Origin of the sequence: Intrasporangium calvum DSM 43043 (assembly GCF_000184685.1) — a bacterium.
In the GTDB taxonomy this organism is placed as follows: domain Bacteria; phylum Actinomycetota; class Actinomycetes; order Actinomycetales; family Dermatophilaceae; genus Intrasporangium; species Intrasporangium calvum.
This window is the reverse complement of record NC_014830.1, coordinates 149,794-168,044: the sequence shown is the minus strand read 5'-3', so window position 1 is coordinate 168,044 and position 18,251 is coordinate 149,794. Positions and strand designations below refer to the sequence as shown.

Sequence of the window (18,251 nt, the reverse complement as noted above, 5' to 3'; positions counted from 1 at the left end):
ATGAACCAGAGCCGGCCACAGACCACCGCAGTCATCGGCGCGGGCGTCGCGGGCCTGACCGCCGCGCACGTGCTGTCCCGGACCGACGCGGTGACCCTCTTCGAGGCGGACCAGCGAGTCGGCGGGCACGCCCACACGCACACGGTGCCGGCCGGCGGGTCCACCGCCGGCGCGAGCCCGCTCCGGATCGACAGCGGGTTCATCGTCCACAACGAGCGGACGTACCCGCACCTGCTGCGCCTCTTCGCCGAGCTCGACGTCGAGACCCGCCCGACGGAGATGAGCATGAGCATCACCTGCGAGCAGTGCGGGCTCTCCTACGCCGGGGGTCGCGGTCTGGCCGGCATCCTCGCCCAGCCCTGGCGGGCTGCCGACCCGCGGTTCGTCCGGCTGCTGACCGAGGTCCCCCGGTTCCACCGCGCCGCCAGGCGCCTGCTCGCCGACCCGTCAGCCGAGCCGACCTGGGGAGAGTTCCTCCGTGAGGGCCGCTTCTCGACCTACTTCGTGCGCCACTTCGCCATCCCGCTCGTCGCCACCGTCTGGTCCTGTGGTGACCTCGACGCCGAGACCTACCCGGCACGACACCTCTTCCAGTTCCTCGACCACCACGGCATGCTCACCGTCAGCGGGTCCCCGGAGTGGCGCACCGTCGTCGGCGGCTCGGCGACGTATGTGGACCGCCTCGTCGCCAGGCTGGCCGACGTGCGTCGGTCGGCCCCGGTCACCGCGGTCGAGCGGCACGACGACGGGGTCGACGTCCGGGTCGGCGACGCCGCCCCAGAGCGGTTCGACCGGGTGGTCATCGCCACCCACGCCAACCAGGCCCTCGACCTTCTCGCCGACGCACTGCCCCAGGAGAAAGAGGACCTCGCCGCGATCCGGTACTCGCGCAACACCGTGTGGCTGCACCGCGACTCGTCCGTGCTGCCGGCCGCGAAGCAGGCCCGCGCGGCATGGAACTACCGGATGCAGTCCTGCGACGCGCCCAGCCCCCAGGTCGCCGTCAGCTACTGGATGAACCGGCTCCAGGGCCTCCCCGGCACCGAGGACCACATCGTCACCCTCGACCCCGGCGACCACGTCGACCCGGACACGGTCACGGCGGACCTCTCCTACGAGCACCCCGTCTTCACCGCACCTGCCGTCGCCGCGGCCGGCCGGCTCCGCTCGGCCGGGGGTGAGCGGCTCGCCTTCGCGGGAGCGCATCTCGGCTGGGGCTTCCACGAGGACGGCTGCCGCTCCGGCGTCGAGGCGGCCCAGTCGTTCGGGGTGTCCTGGTGAGCCCGTCCATCAGGCCGCCCCGGGTCCCGAGCCTCGTCGAAGGGGTCGTGTCCCACACCCGCCGGACCCCGGTGACGCACCGTTTCCGCCACCGCCACCACCAGTGGCTCGTCGACCTGGACGACCTGCCCCGCCTGCCGTGGCCGCTGTCCGTCCTCGCCCGGTTCGACCCCGCCGACCACCTCGACGGCGGACACGAGGAAGGCGGGATCAGGGGCGACCTCGACCGGTTCCTCGCGAGCCGAGGGGTCGCCCTGCCAGCCGGCGCGCGGGTCCTCATGCTCGCGCACGCCCGCTCCGTCGGGCACGTCTTCGACCCCCTGAGCGTCTTCTGGTGCATTGCCCCCGACGGACGGCTCGTCGCGACGGTCCTCGAGGTGCACAACACCTACGGAGGCCGGCACGCCTACCTCGTGGACGTCGACGACCATGGCCGCGCAGTGGTCGACAAGGCGTTCTACGTCTCTCCGTTCAACGACGTCTCCGGCGAATACCACGTCCGGCTCGTCCTCGACGAGCAGCGCGTCGCCGTGGCCATCCGGCTCACCCGGGACGGTCAGCCGATCCTCGACGCCTCCGTGTCGGGTCGGCCGAGACCCGCCACGCTCCGCACGATCCTCTCGACCACCGCCCGCCACGCCCTCATGACGTACCGCGTCACGGCCCTCATCCGGTGGCACGGCGTGCGACTGTGGATGCGACGCCTGCCCGTGGTCCCCCGCCCACACCGCCTGGAGGAGGCAGCCCGATGACCACGATCCAGCCCCGCCCCATCGTCCCGACGCTCGCACCGGTCCGTCTGCAGGCCAAGCTCGCACGCACCATCTTCGAGCAGGTCCTCGACCGGGTGCCCGTCGACGTCGTCCTCCCCGACGGCTCCCCGCTGCGAAGGTCCGCCGCGAGCGGGAGCGAGCCCAGCGGCATCCGGCCGACCGTCGAGCTGCGACGGCCCTCAGCCTTCTTCGAGCGCCTCGCCCACCACCCGAAGATCGGCATCGGCGAGGCCTACATGGCCGGCGACTGGCGCGCCGCGCCGGGCACCGACCTCGCGGACGTGTTGCGACCCTTCGCCGCGCGGCTCACGACGGCGATCCCACGCAGGTGGGTCGCCCTCCGGCAGGTCGTCGACCGTGCCATCCCGCACGACCAGCGCAACACGTTGACGGGGTCCCGCCGCAACATCGAGGCGCACTACGACCTGTCCAACGACCTCTTCGCCGCCTTCCTCGACGAGACACTGACGTACAGCTCGGCTCTCTTCGACCGGACGGCCCCGCTCGAGGGGCAGTCGCTCGAGGACGCCCAACTGCGCAAGGTCCACGCGATCCTCGACGAGGCACGCGTCGGCGACGGCACCACCGTCCTCGAGATCGGCACGGGCTGGGGGACCCTCGCGATCGAGGCGGCCCGCAGGGGGGCTCACGTGACGACCCTGACGCTCTCCCGCGAGCAGGCGGCCCTGGCCCGCGACCGCGCCGCGGCCGCCGGCGTCGCGGACCGCGTCGACGTCCGCCTCGAGGACTACCGCGAGGCACGCGGCAGCTACGACGCGATCGTCTCGGTCGAGATGATCGAGGCGGTCGGCGAGGAGTACTGGCCCACCTACTTCCGCGCCATCGACAGCCTCCTCGCGCCGGGCGGGGTCGCGGCGATCCAGGCGATCCTGATGGCCCACGACCGCTACCTCGTGACGCGGCGCTCCTACGGCTGGATCCAGAAGCACATCTTCCCCGGCGGGCTCATCCCCAGCCTGCGCGCGATCACCGACGTCACCCAGCGCGGCACCGAGCTGCGGGTGACGGGAGTCCACCGGTTCGGGCTCGACTACGCCGAGACGCTCCGCCGCTGGCGGGCGACCTTCATGGCGCAGTGGCCGCAGGTCGAGCGGCTCGGCTTCGACGAGACCTTCCGCCGCAAGTGGGAGTTCTACCTGGCCTACTGCGAGGCCGGCTTCGACTCCGGCTACCTCGACGTCGCCCAGATCCGCTTCGAGCGGCAGGGTCCCGACACGGTCCGCGGTGCTTCGCCGTCCGCGGGCGTGGCGCAGGACGCAGCGTGAGGACGGCGCTCAGCGGCCAGCGGGTCTGGGTCGTCGGCGCGTCCAGCGGGATCGGGGCGCAGCTGGCCGACGAGCTCGTCCGGCGGGGCGCCTCGGTAGCGGTCAGCGGACGCCGGGCGAGCGAGCTGGAGGCGGTGTCGGGGGGGCGCATGCGCAGCGTCCCGGTCGACGTCACGGACGCCGACGCCGTGGCCGAGGCGGCCGACGCCGTCCGGGACGGCCTGGGCGGCCTCGACATGGTCATCCACAGCGCCGGCTACTGGAAGCAGTTCGACGCGGCCAGCTGGGACCGCGAGGTCTTCGCCCGCCACGTCGAGGTCAACCTGCTCGGCCTCAACAACGTCCTCGCCTCGGTCGTGCCCGGGTTCGTGGAGCAGGGCCGCGGCCACGTCGTCGGCATCGCGTCGGTCGCGGGCTACCGCGGCCTCGCCGGGTCCGAGGCCTACGGTGCGACCAAGGCGGCGCAGCTCAACCTCCTCGAGGCCATGCGCGCGTCCCTGCCACCCCACGGGGTCCGGGTGACGACGGTGGCGCCGGGCTTCGTCCGCACCGAGATGACCTCGGTCAACGAGTTCCCCATGCCGTTCCTCATCGACGCCGACGAGGCGGGGCGCACCATCGCCGACGGCCTCGAGCGCGGTGACGACACCATCGTCTTTCCCAAGCGGATGGCGGTCGCGATGGCGGTCGCCCGTCTCGTCCCCGGCCGGCTGTGGACGACACTCACCTCCCGGGGTGGCCGGGCGTGACCGTCTCGGTCCTCTGGTTCCGGCGCGACCTGCGGGTGTCGGACCACCCCGCCCTGCTCGCCGCGCTGGACTCGGGGACGTCGGTGCTGCCGGTCTTCGTGCTCGACCCGAGGCTGCTCGAGACCGGGCAGCCACGGTCACGGCGGCTCATCACCTCCCTGCGGGCGCTCGCCGACTCCCTCGACGGGCACCTGGTCGTCCGCACCGGCAACCCGGTCGACGTGATCCCGCAGGTCGCCCGGGAGGTCGGCGCGGAGTCGGTCCACGTCACCCGGGAGACGACGCCCTTCGGGCGCACGAGGGACGCTGCCGTCGAGGTCGCCCTGCAGTCGGAGGGTCGTCGCCTCGTCGCGACCGGCACGCCGTATGCCGCTGGGCCCGGTCTCGTGGTCACCCAGAGCGGCGCGCCCTACCGCGTCTTCACCCCGTTCGCCAGGGCGTGGCGGGCCCACGGCTCTCCGCCGCCGGCTGCGCCACCGCTGCGGATCCCCTGGTTCGACGGCGACGTAGGGGGCCTGGCGCTGCCGGCCGTCGCGGCGGCCGGCGGACCCGGGGGCATCGCCGGCGAGGCGGCGGCACGCACCCGCTGGCTCGACTTCCTCGCCGAGGGGCGGCTGGGCCGGTACGCCGAGGACCGCGACCGACCGGACCTCGACGCCACGAGCCGGATGTCCGTCCCGTTGAAGTACGGGGAGATCCATCCTCGGACCCTGCTCGCGGACATCGCCTCCCACCCGGACGGTCGCACGGGCGGGGCAGCCACCTTCGTCACCGAGCTGGCCTGGCGGGAGTTCTACGCCGACGTCCTCTGGCACCGGCCCGAGTCGGCGTGGGAGGACCTGCGGCCCGATCTCGGCCGGATGTCGTACGACGACGGCCCGGAGACCGACCGGCTCGTCGCCGCCTGGCGGGAGGGGCGCACCGGCTACCCCATCGTCGACGCCGGGATGCGCCAGCTGCTCGGAGAGGGCTGGATGCACAACCGGCTGCGCATGATCACCGCGAGCTTCCTCACCAAGGACCTCCACGTCTGGTGGCCCGTCGGCGCCCGCTACTTCCTCGACCAGCTCCTCGACGGCGACATCGCCTCGAACAGCCACGGCTGGCAGTGGGTGGCCGGGACCGGCACCGACGCCGCACCGTACTTCCGCGTCCTCAACCCGCTCCGGCAGGCCCACCGCTTCGACCCCGAGGGCGACTACGTGCGACGGTGGGTGCCGGAGCTCGGGCACCTGGCGGGTCCGGCCGTGCACGAGCCCTGGGACCACCCGAACGGGTATGCGCACGGGTATCCGGGCCGCGTCGTCGACCACGACGCCGAGCGCAGGGAGGCCCTGGCCCGCTACGAGCTGTCGAGGAGGTGACCTGGTGCGAGGCCCGGTGGCCGAGCTGAGGGCGTTCCTCGACGCCGCCCTCGTGCGACCCGTCGTCGACGCCCGACCCGACCCGCCCGAGATGCGGCTCCGGCGCCGGGTCGTCGTCGCGCTCAGTCTCGTGGTCGGCGCGGCCCTGCTCGCCTGGGCTTTGCGGATCCGGCCCGGTGACGCCCTCTTCTACGCCGCCACCCTCGGCCTCGCCGGAGTGTGGTGCCTGGGCGCGGTCCTCTCCGGGCCGCTCCGCCTCGGTCTCGGGCACACCCGCCGGGGTGCTCGGGAACGCCCCGTCCTCCAGTCCCTGGCCCTGGGCGGACTCCTCCTCGGGGCCTTCCTCGCCGGCGCCCTCGTCGTCGCCCGCATCCCGGTGCTCCGGGCCCCGGTCGACGACCTGCTCGACCACGCCCGCTTCGGGTCCCTGCCCGTGGTGCTCGGCATCACCGTGCTCAACGGGATCGCCGAGGAGCTGTACTTCCGCGGCGCCCTCTACGCGGCCCTCCCCAAGCATGCCGTGGCCGTGACCACCGTGCTCTACGCGCTGACCACGGTCGGCAGCGGCGTGCCCCTGCTCGTCCTCGCGGCCGTCGTCGTGGGCCTCGTCACCGCCCTGCAGCGACGCGTCACCGGCGGGATCCTCGGACCGGTCATCACGCATGTCACGTGGTCGACCGGGATGCTCCTGCTCCTCCCACCCGTCCTCGACCTCGTGAGGTGAACCCTTGACCACCCAGCCCACTCCCAGCCCGACACGCAGCCCGACCATCCGCTCGCAGAACGGCCCGGCCGAGCCGAACGACGGCCGAACCGCGCTGGTGACCGGCGCCTCCGGCTACATCGGCGGCCAGCTCGTCCCCCGGCTGCTCGCCGAGGGCTGGCAGGTCCGGGTCCTGACCCGACGGGCCGGGTCGCTCGACGCCCGCCCGTGGGCGAGGGACGTCGAGGTCGTCGTGGGGGACGTCGCGGACCGCGGCGACCTCGGGAAGGCGCTCAGCGGCATACGGACGGCGTACTACCTCGTGCACTCGATGGACGACGAGCCGGACTTCGCCGAGCGCGACCGGGAGGCGGCGGACACCTTCGGCTCCGCGGCGCGGGACGCCGGCGTGCAACGCATCGTCTACCTCGGCGGGCTCCACCCCGCCGGCGAGGAGCTGTCACCGCATCTCGCCTCCCGCGTCGAGGTGGGGCGCATCCTGCTCGAGTCAGGGGTGCCCACGGCCGTGCTGCAGGCGGCCGTCGTCCTCGGCGACGGGTCGGTCTCCTTCGACATGCTGCGCCACCTGACCACCCGCCTTCCCGCGATGGTGGCGCCGAAGTGGCTCGACAACCGGATCCAGCCCATCGCCGTCGACGACGTCATCACGCTGCTGGCCGGCGCGGCCGACCTGCCCGCTGACGCGAACCGGACCTTCGACATCGGCGGCCCGGACGTGCTGACCTATCGGGAGATGATCCAGCGCTTCGCCGCCGTGACAGGAATGCGTCAGCGGGTCGTCGTGACGATCCCCGTCCTCACCCCACGCCTCGCCAGCCACTGGGTCGGCCTCGTCACCCCGATCGGCGCCGGCATCGCCAAACCCCTCGTCGGCAGCCTCGTCCACGAGGTCGTCGCCAAGGAGTCGGACCTGCTCGAGCTCGTCCCCGTGCCCGGAGGGCTCACCGGCTTCGACGACGCGGTGCGACGGGCGATGGAGGGGACCACGCCGGACACGGCACTGCGCAACCTCGCACTCACCGGTGCGGCTGTCACGGCTGCCGCGGTCGTGGGTTCGCTCGCCACCCAGCCCGACTCACGGTGGTATCGCAGTCTCGACCTGCCGGCCTGGCAACCGCCGAAGGCGACCTTCCCCATCGTCTGGAGTCTCCTCTACGCGGACCTCGCCGCCTCCACCGCGGCGACGCTCACCGGCCTCGACCGCGAGGGCGAGGGGGCGGCACGGAAGCGCCGGACGTACCTCGCCGCGGTGGGCGCCAACCTCGCCCTCAACGCGGGGTGGAGCGTCGTCTTCTGGCGGGCCCGGAGGCCTGGGGCCGCCGCCCTCGAGTCGGCCGTCCTGACCGCGAGCGGAGCGGACCTGGCGCGCCGTTCCGCTGCGGTCAACCCGGTCGCCGGCCGGGCCCTCGTGCCCTACGTGGCGTGGTGCGGCTTCGCCACGGTGCTCAGCGCGGCGATCGAACGACGCAACCGTCGATGAACTCGTCTATGACTATCTAGTATGAGCGCAATAGATCCGCAGAGAGGCCGATCGTCGGCTCTCGGCCCGCGGCGGACCGGCCGGCGGAAAGGCCGGACACACCCCGCCTGACGGCGTCCACGCCGTTCGTCCACACCCACCAGTAGCCGACACCGACGGCGAGAGAGGCGACGAAGGCGGGAACGGGGGCGCCCCAGAGGTGCTCGAGCACCTGCCAGTGGATGACATAGACGTAGAGCGAGCTTGCCGCGAGGACCTGGACGACCGGCACGAGTGCAACCGGGATCCGCGAGAGCGGCTTCCAGATGAGAAGCAGCACGAAGGCGAGCGAGAGCAGGTCGCGCGCCGGGTTGCCGGAGAACGTGCCGACGCTGACCACTGCGACCGCCGTGACGATCCACTGCTGGCGCCGGGTGCTGGCCCGCGCGATCGACCAGCCGAGGAAGAAGAGGAAGAGGACGACGAGGGCCGAGCCCTGCATGCGCGGACCGGGAAGGGGGAAGAGCGGCAGGCGCAGCGTGAAGGCCAGGGCGGTGAGCGCCAGCGGCAGTCCGAGGGGCCAGCGCCGCTCGGCGCGAGCCACCGCCGGGACGGCCACGAGGCCCATGGCCACGACGAGCGCCACGACGAGGGCCTCGATGAACCAGAACCGCCACGGCGGGCCCAGGCGCTCCTCGCCGAGGAGCCAGTTGGCGAGGAAGAGGTTGCGCGTCTCGTAGTAGCCACCGAACAGATGCGCCGGCACGACGACGGCCAGGGTCGGCAGGACGACCCGGGTTGCGCCGCGGGCCAGCGAACGCAGGCGGTCGCGCGCGCGCTCCGAGGCGAGGGCGAAGCGCACGACGTTGTAGCCGACGAGCACGAGGAGCGCGTGCGCCGTGCCCTGGAGGACGAAGACGTCGGCGTGGGTGCCGACGATGAGCACGATGGCCAAGGCCCTGAGCCACACGTTGGTCTCGACGGTTCGGTGCGTCGCCGCGGGCCGTCGCGCGGCGGCCTCCTCGAGCTCTGCAACTGGCGTGACGTGCCACGACGGAGGCAGGGTCCCGAGCAGCTGCTCGAGGCGGATGGACACCTCGACGTAGGACAAGGAGTCGCCCCCCAGCGTGACGAACGTCGAGGACGGCGCGACCTGAGACCGGCCGAGGGCTGCCGCGTAGAGGGCAGCGACCGTGTCCGTCCGCGCCGTCGCGGAGCCGTCGGTTCGGTCCCGAAGCTGCTCGACCAGCGACAGCACCGCCGCGTAGTCCGTCTTGCCGTTGGCTCGGACCGGCTGCTCCGGGACCGCGACGACGGCGATCGCCGAGGGCGGGGCGCCGCTCAGGCGGGCGGCCGACCGGCGCAGCGCCCCGTGGTCCACCAACCCCGGGCCAACCTCACCGGCGGCGACCGTGACCGCGAGCAGCCCCTCGCGGCCGGCGCACCGGACGTCGTGGCCACCGAGTCGCAGCCCGCGCTCGACCTGGTCGAGGTCGATGCGGTGGCCGAGGACCTTGGTGAAGCGGCTGCTCCGCCCAGTCACCTCGTAGACGCCGGCCTCCGTCCGTCGGCCGAGGTCGCCCGTCCGGAGTCGCTCGACCGTGCGGGGCAGGGCGAGGTCCGCAGGGGAGTCGGCATAGCCGAGCATCACGTTCGGGCCGGAGTACACGAGCTCCCCGTCGACCACCTCGAGGGACCCCCCGGGGACGGGCACCCCGATGGACGCCGGCTGCTCGAGTGCCAGCCGCGGAGGGAGGTAGGCCATCCGGGCCGTTGCCTCGGTCTGGCCGTACATGACGAAGAGGTCCCAGCCGCGGGCCTGGCCCACCTCGGCCCAGTGGCGGACCTGCTCGGGGTCGAGCCGACCCCCGGCCTGGGTGACGTAGCGCAGGCTGGGGAGGTCCATCGAGCCGAAACGCACGCGCTCGAGGAGCTCGAACGTGTAGGGGACGCCGGCCAGCGTGGTGGCTCTCGCGGCCCGGAAGAGGTTCCAGAAGCACTCGTCGACGACCGAGAGGTCGGTGAGCGCGATGCTGGCACCCCGGCTCAGGTGAGAGTGCACCACGGACAGCCCGTAGCAGTAGTGCAGCGGGAGGGTTGTCGCTGCGCAGTCGGTTTCCCGGATGTTCAGGTAGGTCGCGATCTGGTCGGCGTTGGCCGCGAGGTTGTCCCAGGAGAGCCGGACGAGCTTGGGCGAGCCCGTCGAGCCGCTGGTGCTGAGCAGGAGGGCGAGGTCGGGGTGCAGCTCGTGCGCCGATCCCTCCCGGACGACGTCGAGTGCCCCGCTGGCGCCGATGACGACATCCGGGTCGTATGCCGCTCGGAGCGTCTCGCGCGCCGGCTCGCTGTCGCTGGGGACGAGGAGCACGACGTGGCCCCCCGCAAGAGCCCCCAGGTAGCCGATCAGGCTCTCGAGGTGGTTGGCCCCCTCGACGAGGACGAGGCGTCGCGTCGTGCCGAGGGACTCAGCCACCGCGTCCACGCGCCGGGCGAGCTCGGCATAGGTGAGCGTGTCGTGCTCCGTCACCACGGCGCGCGCCGAGCCGTGGGCGGCGAGGTCGCGCACCCATGGCAGTCCGCAAGGCGCCCGGGTGAGGTCGCCGGTCAGCACAGTCACGGAGTCATTGAATAGGTAAGCCTTACCTAATGCAAACCGGCGTTCCACGCTGCGGTACGCCCGGTCGGCTGAGGTACCCGACGCGCCTCAGCCCTCGCAACCGCGTCTGAGGTACCGGGGCCAAGGCGCCGCAATGCAGAGATAGGGAGGTCGCCCGATGTGGCGGCCTACCTCACGAGCCGACTCTGGAGAGGTCAGCAGAAGAGGACCACGACAGGGAACCATCATGACCAGCTCGATCACCTTGATCACTCCCGAGTTCATGAAGGCGGAGCTCGAGGCCAGGTACGGCCCGCGGCCTCGCCGCAGCTGGCGACGCAGGCCCGCCTCGTCGCTCGCCGTCGAGGCACGGGCGCACCGTCAGCGGACCGACGAGGCGGCCCGTCTGGCAGTGCCGGCCCGGGCGCACTGACCAGCCGGCCTCGACTGCCGTCCCGAAAACGGACGAGACGTTGTCGGACCCATCACGGATAATCCGGCGTATGCCGTTCACCACCGGGGCCCTGGTCGGCCGGGGCTCGGAGCTGGCCCGCCTCGCGGGTGCCGTCGGGCTCGTCGACTCGCTCGACGGCACCCGCGGCGGCGTGGCCATCGTCTCCGGGGATGCCGGCATCGGCAAGTCGCGGCTGCTCCTGCAGCTGACCACGGACGCGGACCGGGCCGGGTGGCTCACCGCGACGGGCCACTGTGTCGGGCAGGCCGGTAGTGCCCTCGCCTACCTCCCGTTCGTGGAGCTCATCGGCCTGCTCGACCGCATGACCCCTGACGTCGTCACCCAGGTCCTCGGCTCACACCCGAGCCTGGCCCGGCTCCTCCCACGCAGGGACGGCGTCACGGGAACAGGGGGAGGCGCCGACTCGGCGAAGGAGGCCAGCCCCGGCCTCGTCGCCGAGTCGGTCCATGCCCTCCTCACGGCCTTCGGGGCCGTCCGGCCGACTCTCGTCGTCATCGAGGACGTGCACTGGGCGGACCACTCGTCGCGCGACCTGCTCACCCTCCTGCTCACCCGCTCCTTCACGACTCCGGTCGCCCTGGTCGCCAGCTACCGCTCCGACGACCTCCACCGCAAGCACCCGCTGCACGAGACGCTGGCCGTGTGGGACCGCATCCCGCACGTGACGCATGTCAGCCTCGCGCCGCTCCCCGACGCCGCCGTGGACGAGATCGTCGAGGGGATCGAGGGGGTCCCGGACGACCCGCGCACCATGCGAGAGATCACCCGGCGGGCAGAGGGCAACCCGTTCTTCGCCGAGGAGCTCGCGGCGAGCGCCGTGGCGGGCCAGCAGGTGAGCGGCGGGCTGGGCCGGGTCCTGCGCGCCCGCGTCGAGCGCCTCGACGAGACGTCCCAAGCAGTCGTGCGAGCGGTCTCCCTCAAGGGTGGCCGGTTCATCGGCCACGAGCTGCTGTCCCGGATCATGGGCCTGCCCGAGCCGGTGCTCGAGGCGGCGATCGCCCAGGCGGTCGAGCACCACGTCCTCGAGACGAGCTGGCCTCCCGCCTACACCTTCCGCCATGCGCTCCTCGGTGAGACCGCGGCCGAGTCCCTCCTCCCGGGGGAGCGTCTCCGGCTCCACAAGGCGTATGCCGCTGTGCTCGCCGAGTGCCCACACCTGGCTCCGGCGTCGGAGCTGGCTCGCCACGCCGCCGCGAGCGGGGACCTCCCTGCCGCGGTGGCCGCGAGCCGCGCTGCCGCCGAGTCGGCGATGGAGGTCGGCGGGCCGCAGGATGCGCTGTTCCACCTCGAGCAGGCGCTGAGCTGGCTGGAGGACGATGCTGCCGAGCGCGACGAGGTGACGATCCGGGCGTCGGAGGCGGCCACTGCGGCGGGTGACATCCTGCGCGCGGTCCGGTTGCTCAAGGACGGCATCGACCATCCCGGGCCGCGGCAGCGGGACGAGGTCCGCGCCGAGCTCCTGGCGCGCTACGCCACGCTCTCGCGGATGCTCGACCTGCCGGTGGAGGGCCTCGCCCTGACCTCCCGGGCCGTGGACCTGCTCCCGGACGAGGAGACGCCGCGACAGGTGCTCGTGCTCATCGCGCACGTCCAGCAGCTCGTCGATGCGGGCGAGCTGGACGATGCGGTCCGCACGGGAGACGAGGTGATGGCGACGGCCGAGCGCCTCGGACTGCGCGAGTCGCTCCTCGAGATCCGCACGATCCTCACCCGGGTCATCGAGGCTCAGCAGGACCTGGACGCCGTCGAGGCCCATCTGCGGGGGCTGTTCGCTGACGTGCGGGGCACGGACAACCCGATCCAGCTGCGGCTGACTCACCAGCTCGCCGCGGTGGCCCACCGCCGTGGCGACCTCCGTGGCGCCCTCGCCCACTACGACGAGGGCACCCGCATCGCCCGCCGCCTGCACCAGGAGTGGGCTCCCTGGGGCCTCGACTGTCGCCTGCTCAGCGGGCTCACCGCCTACGAGCTGGGTGACTGGGACGACGTCCCGAGCCGGCTGGCCCTCGCCTCGAAGGTGACCCCGCAACCAGCTCGGGCCCTCTTCGAGGCCGCGGCGCTCGGCGTGGCGGTGGGTCGAGGGGAGCCGGTCCCACCGAGCCGCCTGTCGTCCCTGCGCGAGTGGTGGTACGTCGACGGGCTCGCGGTGGTGCTCACGGTCATGCCCGGAATCGACCTGCTCGGCGATGCCGGCGATCTGACCGGCATGCTGGAGATCGCCTGTGAGGCGGCGCAGACCCTCGACACGGCGTGGGGCAAGTACCACGCGAGCGTGCGGCTGGCCGCCCTGGTCGCCGGGCAGGTGGCGACACTCGCTCCGCGCGCCGCTCCCGAGCTCCGGGAGCGGGCCGCACGCACGGTCGACGACCTGGGGAGGCGGGCCGACCAGCTCGTGGCCAAGGTGATCCGCACCTCCCAGGGCACGGGCTGGGACCCGACCGACGTCGATGTGCTCGGCGAGTCCAGCACCGAGACCTGGGCGTGGGCCAGGCGGCTCCGCGCCGAACGGCTGCGCCTCGCTTGGGTGCTGGGGCAGGAGGACCCCCCGCCTGTGGAGGAGATGCTCGTCGCGTGGCGGGCGTCGGTGGAGGCCTTCGACCGCCTGGGGCACGTCTTCGAGGCAGCCCGGTCCCGCGGGCGGCTCGCCGCGGCGCTCCACGCCGCGGGTCGTGACGTCGATTCGCGGCAGGTCGCCGGGTCGGCCCGCGAGGTCGCGGTGCGGCTTCGGGCACGACCGCTCCTGGCCGAGCTCGACGCCCTGGCCCCCCGCGCACCGGCCGCTGCCACGGCCGTCGAGCTGACCCCGCGCGAGCTCGAGGTCCTCGCCCTGGTCGCACGAGGGCTGTCCAACGGCCAGATCGGCAAGCAGCTCTACATCAGCACCAAGACGGTGAGCGTCCACGTCTCCAACCTGCTCGCCAAGCTCGGGGCCTCGGGCCGCACCGAGGCGGCCGCCATTGCGCGCGACCGGGCCCTCGTGCCCTGACGCGACTGGGCAATATGTTCCGCTAAATCGCTGTCTCGCTGGTCAGGATGGGCAGTCTGACCATCGATTACTGGACCGATTGCGCACCGGGTGGGCCAGAGCGCACAGTGGCGGCAGAAGACCCGGCGCCCAGGCCGGTCCTGCACAGAGAGGGCCCCTCCCCATGCCAGCCATTGCCGAGCCGTACCGGATCAAGATGGTCGAACCGATCACGATGACGACCCGGGAGCAGCGCGAGGCCGCCATCCGCGCGGCGGGATACAACACCTTCCTGCTCCGCAGCGACGACGTCTACATCGACCTGCTGACGGACTCCGGCACCTCGGCGATGAGCGACCGCCAGTGGAGCGCGATGATGATGGGCGACGAGGCCTACGCCGGCGCACGCTCGTTCGACCACCTCGTCGAGTCGGTGCGCGAGAACTACGGCTTCCCCCTGGTGTGCCCGACGCACCAGGGCCGGGGCGCGGAGCACCTGATCTCCAAGATCCTCATCACGCCCGGCCAGCACGTCCCCGGCAACATGTACTTCACCACCACCCGCGTCCACCAGGAGCTCGCCGGCGGCACCTTCCACGACGTGATCATCGACGAGGCCCACGACCCCGCCTCGCGCCACCCGTTCAAGGGGAACGTCGACCTCGACAAGTTCCAGGCGCTCATCGACGAGGTCGGTGCCGACCAGATCGCCTACATCAACGTCGCCGTGACCGTGAACATGGCTGGGGGCCAGCCGGTCTCGATGGCCAACATCCGGGCCGTCCGCGAGATCTGCGACCGCTACGGCATCATCCTGTGGTCCGACGCGACCCGTCTCGCCGAGAACGCCTGGTTCATCCAGGAGCGCGAGGACGGCTACGCCGGCCGGCCGGTCGCCGAGATCGTCCGCGAGATGCTCTCCCATTTCGACGGCATCACGATGTCCGGCAAGAAGGACTGCCTCGTCAACATCGGCGGCTTCCTCGCCATGCGCGACGAGGCGATCCTCACCAAGGCCCGGGAGCTCGTCGTCGTCTACGAGGGCATGCCGACGTACGGCGGCCTGGCTGGTCGGGATCTCGACGCGATGGCCGTCGGGCTCCGCGAGGCGCTCGACGACGACTACCTGACCCACCGCATCGGCCAGGTCCGCTACCTCGGTGAGCGGCTCCAGGCGGCCGGCGTGCCGATCGTCGAGCCCATCGGCGGTCACGCAGTGTTCATCGACGCGGCAGCGTTCCTCGACCACCTGTCGCAGGACGAGCTCCCCGCACAGACCCTCGCCGCCGAGATCTTCCTCGACTCCGGCGTTCGCAGCATGGAGCGCGGCATCGTGTCCGCCGGCCGCGACGCCGACGGCAACAACCGCTACCCCAAGCTCGAGCTGGTCCGGCTCACGATCCCCCGGCGCGTCTACACGAACTCCCACATGGACGTCGTCGCCGACTCCGTGATCCGGGTCTTCCAGCGGCGCCGGGAGATCCAGGGCCTGACGTTCGTCTACGAGTCCCCCACGCTCCGCTTCTTCACCTCACGCTTCGAACCGCTCGCGGCCGAGGCTGCCCTGGAGGAAGGGAGGCCCGAACCGGCGCTCGCGGGCGCCTGACAACCAGTTGACCGAGGGCCCGGGCGTCGCCACACCACTTCCGGGCCCTTCGGCATGCCCCACCCTCACCTCAGGGGTTCGAAGGACGCCGTGAAGTGGCGCAGGACCGGCGGCTCCGACGTGATCCGGTAGCCGGGCAGCGACGGCGCCACCGCGGCCAGCCGTTCACACACCTCGATGACGTAGTCGATGTGGCTCTGCGTGTAGGTCCGCCGCGGGATGGCGAGCCGGACGAGCTCCATCGACGCGGGCTGCTCGGTGCCGTCGGCCTGTCGGCCGAACATGACGGTCCCGATCTCGCAGGACCGGATCCCGCCCAGCTCGTAGAGCGCCACGGCCACGGCCTGACCCGGGTACTCGAGCGGCGAGAGGTGCGGGGCGAGGGCTCGGGCGTCGATGTAGACGGCGTGCCCACCGATCGGGGTCAGCACCGGCACGCCGAGCTTGACGAGCGCCTCGCCGAGGTAGGCGGTCGAGCGGATCCGGTAGCGGAGGTAGTCGTGCTGCACCACCTCGCGCAGCCCCTGGGCGAGGGCCTCGAGGTCGCGCCCGGCGAGCCCGCCGTAGGTCGGGAAGCCCTCGGTGAGGATGAGGGTGTTGCGGCACCGCTGCGCCAGGTCGTCGTCGTTCATCGCGAGCCAGCCGCCGATGTTGCCCATCGGGTCCTTCTTCGCGCTCATCGTCATGCCGTCGGCGAGTCCGGAGATCTCGCGGACGATGTCGCTGACGTCGCGGTCGCCCTGGCCCTCCTCGCGCTCGCGGATGAACCACGCGTTCTCGGCGAACCGGCACGCGTCGAGGTACAGCGGCTTGCCGTAGCGGTCGCAGATCTCCCGGACGCCGCGAAGGTTCTCGAGGGAGACCGGCTGCCCGCCGCCGCTGTTGTTCGTGATCGTCACCATGACGCACGGGACGTCGTCGGCGCGTGCGGCGAGGAGCGCCTCGAGGGCGGCGAGGTCCATGTTCCCCTTGAAGGGGTGGTCGCTCACCGGGTCGCGTCCCTCGGCGATGACGAGGTCGACGGCGCTCGCGCCGCTCGCCTCGACGTTGGCGCGCGTCGTGTCGAAGTGGGTGTTGTTGGGCACGACCTTCCCGGCCCCACCGAGGGCGGAGAAGAGGATCTTCTCCGCGGCCCGGCCCTGGTGCACCGGGATGACGTGCTCGAAGGGGAACAGCTCCCGGACGGCGTCGACGAAGACGTAGTACGAGGGTGAGCCGGCATAGGACTCGTCGCCGTGCTGGATGGCCGCCCACTGGTCGCGGCTCATCGCACCGGTGCCCGAGTCGGTCAGCAGGTCGATGAGGACGTGCTGGGCGCGCAGCTGGAAGAGGTTGTACCCGGCCGTCCGCAGGTGGTCCTGCCGCTCGGCTCGGGTGGTCATCGTCAGCGGCTCCACGGAGTGGATCCGGAAGGGCTCGATGATCGTCGTGAAGGGGGCGTCGTCCATACCGACAGATTGGCCGTATGCCGCTGGGCTCGGAAGGCCCGTCACGGACCGTTTCGTCGTGGTCGCCTTCCGATCATGTCGGGATGGGCCACGGCACCTCATGATCGGAAGAACGGTCCGGTCCGGAAGCAGGGCGAGGTGCCCGCGCCGCGACGGCGAGCCATGGGATACGCTCCAGAGGTTTAATACGGCCTGTTCCGTGATTATCCAAGGAGAACGCATGACCACCGACCCCCAGCTCGACGTCCGCTCCGAGCCGCCGGCACGTCGCCACACGTTGATCCTCGACACCTACCACGCCCTCACCCCGGGCGCTGGCTTCGAGCTCGTCAACGACCACGACCCCAAGCCGCTCTACTACCAGTTCGACGCCGAGTACAAGGACCAGTTCACCTGGGACTACCTCGAGGAGGGCCCGGACGTCTGGCGGGTCCGCATCGGGCGACCTGCCGCCTGACCCGGGTTTGACCAGTCGGGCATCCGCCCCGCTGCCACCAGGGGTTCGGCCATGATGGGTGCCGTGGACCGCGTCGACTGGCACATCCTCTCCGAGCTCCAGGCGGATGCCCGGCTGTCGTTCAACGAGCTGTCCCGACGGGTGAAGCTGTCCGCCCCTGCAGTGGCCGACCGCGTGCGCCGGCTCGAGGAGGCCGGCGTCATCGTCGGTTACCACGCACAGGTGGACCTCGAGCGGGCCGGTCGCCCGGTCCGGGCCGTCGTCGTCATGGACTGCTACGGACCCACCTGCCTCCTGCGCGACCCCGAGGTCGCCGCATGGCCGGAGGTGCAGGAGCTCTACCGGGTGACCGGACCCGGATGCTCGGTGCTCGTCGTGGCGACGGCGTCGATGGACGCCTTCGAGGACCTGATCGACCGGCTGGCCCGATACGGCCGGCCGAGCAGCAGCATGATCCTCGCCGACCAGCTGCCCTGGAGCCCCGTTCAACCCGTCCCCTCCCCCTGAGGTCAGCGACCGGCGTGGCACGCTGTTGCGCATGCCACGCAGCCGCCGCCGAGGGTACGGCCCGTACGAGCCGTTGGGCGAGGGTCCTGGTCGCCGGCGGCCCTGGCTGCGCACCGCCCAGCTCAACGTCCGGGGCTGGTCCGCGCTCATCGGCCTGTGCGCCCTTGCGGGCCTTGCCGGCACCCTGCTGGCCCGGGCGATCGACGTGCCCGCCTGGGCGGGCTCCCCCCTTGCCCTGCTGCCGCTCGGCGCGGTCATCCTCGTCGACCGGCGGCGGTGGGCCGCGATGGAGACGAGCTACGGCTGGGGCGGCTCCGTCGCGGACGTGTCCAGGATGGTGGAGGAGCTCCGGGCTTACGGCGTCGCCGCGGCCGTGCGCCCCGACCCCCGGTACGAGCAGCCGTGGTGGGACCGGATCGACTCGCCCGCGGACCCTGAGCCCACCGCGTCGCTCGTCTATGCCAACCGCGATGAAGCGGCGGTCCGGACGGTCCTGCGGGGCCACGGGGTCGACCTGCCGGACCTGCCCTGAGCGCCGAGCCACCCGCCAAAGGTCACGGA

The 18,251-nt window shown here is 72.2% G+C and carries 15 protein-coding genes; 13 read left to right on the top strand and 2 right to left on the bottom strand.

The window, feature by feature from the left end; genetic code table 11:
• The 7 genes from INTCA_RS00770 to INTCA_RS00740 are packed head-to-tail and all read left to right on the top strand — an operon-like array spanning nucleotide 1 to nucleotide 7,657.
• On the top strand, nucleotides 1-1,281 hold the full coding sequence (locus INTCA_RS00770; protein ID WP_013491035.1) for an NAD(P)/FAD-dependent oxidoreductase: 1,281 nt from the start codon (nucleotides 1-3) through the stop codon (nucleotides 1,279-1,281).
• A complete protein-coding gene (locus INTCA_RS00765) occupies nucleotides 1,278-2,033 on the top strand; it encodes a DUF1365 domain-containing protein (protein WP_013491034.1) in 756 nt (251 codons plus the stop codon). Before INTCA_RS00770 ends, INTCA_RS00765 begins: the two co-directional genes overlap by 4 nt.
• A complete protein-coding gene (locus INTCA_RS00760) occupies nucleotides 2,030-3,340 on the top strand; it encodes an SAM-dependent methyltransferase (protein WP_013491033.1) in 1,311 nt (436 codons plus the stop codon). The genes INTCA_RS00765 and INTCA_RS00760 overlap by 4 nt, the downstream gene beginning before the upstream one ends.
• Complete coding sequence (locus INTCA_RS00755) at nucleotides 3,337-4,089, top strand: SDR family NAD(P)-dependent oxidoreductase (RefSeq protein WP_013491032.1); 753 nt, start codon at nucleotides 3,337-3,339, stop codon at nucleotides 4,087-4,089. The genes INTCA_RS00760 and INTCA_RS00755 overlap by 4 nt, the downstream gene beginning before the upstream one ends.
• Entirely contained in the window at nucleotides 4,086-5,453 is a 1,368-nt protein-coding gene (locus INTCA_RS00750; protein WP_013491031.1) for a cryptochrome/photolyase family protein, read from the top strand. Before INTCA_RS00755 ends, INTCA_RS00750 begins: the two co-directional genes overlap by 4 nt.
• A gap of 4 nt (nucleotides 5,454-5,457) precedes the next feature.
• A complete protein-coding gene (locus INTCA_RS00745) occupies nucleotides 5,458-6,177 on the top strand; it encodes a CPBP family intramembrane glutamic endopeptidase (protein ID WP_013491030.1) in 720 nt (239 codons plus the stop codon).
• 4 nt (nucleotides 6,178-6,181) lie between these two features.
• A complete protein-coding gene (locus INTCA_RS00740) occupies nucleotides 6,182-7,657 on the top strand; it encodes a tryptophan-rich sensory protein (RefSeq protein WP_013491029.1) in 1,476 nt (491 codons plus the stop codon).
• Nucleotides 7,658-7,673: 16 nt separating this feature from the next.
• Here INTCA_RS00740 and INTCA_RS00735 read toward each other — a convergent pair whose 3' ends face one another.
• Nucleotides 7,674-10,253 carry an AMP-binding protein gene (locus INTCA_RS00735; protein ID WP_244859858.1) on the bottom strand — a complete coding sequence of 860 codons (2,580 nt, stop codon included), beginning with the start codon at nucleotides 10,251-10,253 and terminating at the stop codon, nucleotides 7,674-7,676.
• Between the two features lie 226 nt (nucleotides 10,254-10,479).
• Here INTCA_RS00735 and INTCA_RS00730 point away from each other — a divergent pair, with 226 nt between their 5' ends.
• From INTCA_RS00730 to INTCA_RS00720, 3 genes are all read left to right on the top strand, one after another.
• Entirely contained in the window at nucleotides 10,480-10,665 is a 186-nt protein-coding gene (locus tag INTCA_RS00730; RefSeq protein WP_013491027.1) for a hypothetical protein, read from the top strand.
• Nucleotides 10,666-10,735: 70 nt separating this feature from the next.
• Nucleotides 10,736-13,693, top strand: coding sequence for a helix-turn-helix transcriptional regulator (locus INTCA_RS00725; RefSeq protein ID WP_013491026.1), 2,958 nt, complete (start codon nucleotides 10,736-10,738; stop codon nucleotides 13,691-13,693).
• A gap of 163 nt (nucleotides 13,694-13,856) precedes the next feature.
• Nucleotides 13,857-15,278, top strand: a complete 1,422-nt coding sequence (locus tag INTCA_RS00720; protein ID WP_013491025.1) for a tyrosine phenol-lyase — start codon at nucleotides 13,857-13,859, stop codon at nucleotides 15,276-15,278.
• Between the two features lie 65 nt (nucleotides 15,279-15,343).
• Here INTCA_RS00720 and INTCA_RS00715 read toward each other — a convergent pair whose 3' ends face one another.
• Complete coding sequence (locus tag INTCA_RS00715; RefSeq protein ID WP_013491024.1) at nucleotides 15,344-16,726, bottom strand: tryptophanase; 1,383 nt, start codon at nucleotides 16,724-16,726, stop codon at nucleotides 15,344-15,346.
• A 220-nt stretch (nucleotides 16,727-16,946) separates the two neighbouring features.
• Between INTCA_RS00715 and INTCA_RS00710 the strand changes: the two genes are divergently transcribed.
• The 3 genes from INTCA_RS00710 to INTCA_RS00700 are packed head-to-tail and all read left to right on the top strand — an operon-like array spanning nucleotide 16,947 to nucleotide 18,222.
• Nucleotides 16,947-17,183 (top strand): DUF2249 domain-containing protein, encoded by a 237-nt coding sequence (locus INTCA_RS00710; protein ID WP_013491023.1) that lies wholly within the window; start codon nucleotides 16,947-16,949, stop codon nucleotides 17,181-17,183.
• Between the two features lie 51 nt (nucleotides 17,184-17,234).
• Complete coding sequence (locus INTCA_RS00705; RefSeq protein WP_013491022.1) at nucleotides 17,235-17,690, top strand: Lrp/AsnC family transcriptional regulator; 456 nt, start codon at nucleotides 17,235-17,237, stop codon at nucleotides 17,688-17,690.
• Between the two features lie 31 nt (nucleotides 17,691-17,721).
• Nucleotides 17,722-18,222 (top strand): hypothetical protein, encoded by a 501-nt coding sequence (locus tag INTCA_RS00700; RefSeq protein WP_013491021.1) that lies wholly within the window; start codon nucleotides 17,722-17,724, stop codon nucleotides 18,220-18,222.
• Nucleotides 18,223-18,251 lie beyond the last annotated feature (29 nt).